The 1,927-nt window shown below is 67.8% G+C and carries 3 protein-coding genes; 2 read left to right on the top strand and 1 reads right to left on the bottom strand.

Annotated elements, in window-relative coordinates; translation table 11 throughout:
* Positions 1-166: 166 nt before the first annotated feature.
* Entirely contained in the window at positions 167-763 is a 597-nt protein-coding gene (hisB, locus tag HUK82_RS16265) for an imidazoleglycerol-phosphate dehydratase HisB (protein ID WP_176614914.1), read from the bottom strand.
* Positions 764-965: 202 nt separating this feature from the next.
* Between hisB and HUK82_RS16260 the strand changes: the two genes are divergently transcribed.
* Positions 966-1,571 (top strand): nitroreductase family protein, encoded by a 606-nt coding sequence (locus HUK82_RS16260; RefSeq protein WP_176614915.1) that lies wholly within the window; start codon positions 966-968, stop codon positions 1,569-1,571.
* The coding region (locus tag HUK82_RS16255) for an FAD-dependent monooxygenase (RefSeq protein WP_176614913.1) at positions 1,568-1,927 on the top strand (360 nt) is incomplete at its 3' end. The genes HUK82_RS16260 and HUK82_RS16255, both read left to right, overlap by 4 nt.

The following is a 1,927-nucleotide window of genomic DNA, read 5'->3' as shown; positions in this document are numbered from 1 at the left end:
AACAGGTGCAGCGCGACCGTGGCGGCCCCGGCCAGAAGCCCGGGCATCCATGCCCCGTGGAACACAAGGCCCAGCCAGCCGAACACCAGAACCCGCAGCGACGGCCGTTCGACCACCAGCACCGGCGGCCGGTCCGACTCGGGGGCGAAGAAGGGGGTGTAGAGCTTCACAGCACGCCCTTGGTCGACGGGATCGCGCCTGCCGCGCGGGGGTCGGCCTCGGCCGCCATGCGCAGGGCGCGGGCCGTGGCCTTGAACCCGGCCTCCGCAATGTGATGTGAATTGCGCCCAGCCTTGCTGGTGACGTGCAGGGTGATCATGGCCGCCATGGCGAAACCACGATAGAATTCCTCGAACAGTTCGGTGTCCATCACGCCGATCTTCTCCGACGGGAACGTGACGCTCCACGCCAGATAGGGGCGGCCGGAAATGTCCACCACCACTTCGCTCAAGGCTTCGTCCAGCGGCGCGAGAGCCGAGCCGAAGCGGCGGATACCGCGCTTGTCCCCGATCGCCTTCGCGAACGCCTGACCCAGCGCGATCCCGATATCCTCGGTCGTATGGTGGAAATCGATATGCAGGTCGCCCTTGGCCACGATCTCCAGATCGAACAGGCCGTGCCGCGCCAGCGCGGTCAGCATGTGATCAAGGAAGCCGATCCCCGTTTCGATGCGGGAATCGCCCGTGCCGTCGAGATTGATGGCAACGTGGATGTCGGTCTCGCCGGTCACGCGGTGGACGGAGGCTGTGCGCGGTGCGTTCATGGCCCTCTTCCTACAGGATCGTCGTCCGCAAGGCCACCTCGGCCCGTGCTGATGGATGTGGCTTTCCTCTATCTGTGAAAAGGTGCGCGGACAGGCCCTGATGCCAACGCGCGGCGCATACGGACGTTTTCAAATCCGGGTCAGATGGGGCATCATGCCGCCCCCTTGCGTTGCTGCGGAGTTTTCCATGACGTTGCCCGACATGACACCCATCGACATGTTGCTGTCGCGTGCCTCCACCGACGCTCTGGCCGAACCCGCGCCCGAAGGGGCGACGCTGGACCGGATCCTGGCCACCGGCCTGCGCGCGCCCGACCACGGCAAGCTGCGGCCCTGGCGCTATGTCGTGGTGCGCGGTCCGCATCGCGCCGTTCTGGCCGAGCTGATCGTCGCCGGGATGCTGGCCCGCGATCCCGATGTCGCGTCCAAGAAGATCGACAAGCGCCGCAACCGCTTCTCCACCATGCCGATGACGATCGCGCTGGGCATGCATCTGCGCCCCGACGACAAAATCCCGCTGTGGGAACAGGACATGGCCGTCGCTGCGGGTGCGATGAACGTGCTCAACGCCCTGCACGCCGAAGGCTTCGGCGGCGTCTGGGTCAGCGGCGACATGGTCGAAGACCCCGCCGTGGCCGGTGCGCTGGGCTTTCACGCGCCGCACCGCCTGGCCGGATTCCTGTTCGTCGGCACGCCCGACGGCAAGCCGCACGCCCCCAAACGCCCGGACATCGCCGATTACCGCGCGATCTGGGACGGCACGCCGCCCGTCTTCGGCGCCGACATCCCGCGCAAGGAGCGGTCATGACCCGGGATGTGGTGATCGCGGGGGCAGGCCCGGTCGGGCTGGCGCTGGCCCTGTCGCTTGACGACGCGGGCTTCGGCGTCACGCTGGTCGATCCCACGCCCGAACACGCGCTGGCCAATCCGGCCTTCGACGGCCGCGAAATCGCCCTGACCCATCACGCCGTCGCGCAACTGCGTGCCTTCGGCGCGTGGGACGATATTCCCGATGTCGGCAAATCCCCCCTGCGCGAGGCACGGGTCGAGACCGGGCGGGACGGCGCGCGCCAGCCGCTGATCTTCGACCTTCCCGACGATACGCCCGACGGGGTCGAGGCGCTGGGGACGCTGGTGTCCAACCACATGATCCGCAAGGCGCTG

The organism is Ameyamaea chiangmaiensis (assembly GCF_013376175.1).
GTDB lineage: Bacteria > Pseudomonadota > Alphaproteobacteria > Acetobacterales > Acetobacteraceae > Ameyamaea > Ameyamaea chiangmaiensis.
Note: the sequence above shows the minus strand (reverse complement) of the source record. Positions and strands in the feature narration are given on the sequence as shown.